Raw genomic sequence first — 414 nt, 5'->3', positions numbered from 1 at the left:
GCCAAAGGCGATGCATTCCGAACGTCGCGGCTGGGTAGAAACGCGCCTTTAAAACCATGATCTTTCACCGCGCCCCACGGCAACAGGCATTTGAATTCGAACTTATACTTTTGCTCATCACTGTTTGTGATCGTCTGAGATTCAAACGACGAGTTGTTATCTCCTTGCTCACCTAAGTAATAGGGACTGTCATTAAAACGAGCTTGGTTCATCTGAGTACTGAACAGCACATTGGGAGAGAGCGCATAATTAAATGCAGCGAGGAAACCAATATGGCTGTCTTTCTCCGAATACAGCCCCATACCAAATAGTGCATCTTGAGGCTGACCAATCCCTTTAGCAACCCCTGCGTCTCCAACGGTACTGCCCAACGTATCGGTACTGAAATAGAACGTGACAAAGGCTGAGTCTTTC

At 47.3% G+C, this 414-nt stretch carries 1 pseudogene; it reads right to left on the bottom strand.

Going from position 1 to position 414, the window contains the following annotated elements:
* A pseudogene (locus UF06_RS21585) lies at positions 1 to 414 on the bottom strand (hypothetical protein); the annotation flags it as partial.

Origin of the sequence: Vibrio sp. S234-5, from assembly GCF_000960595.1 — a bacterium.
GTDB lineage: Bacteria > Pseudomonadota > Gammaproteobacteria > Enterobacterales > Vibrionaceae > Vibrio.
This window is presented reverse-complemented; position numbering and strand designations above follow the sequence as displayed.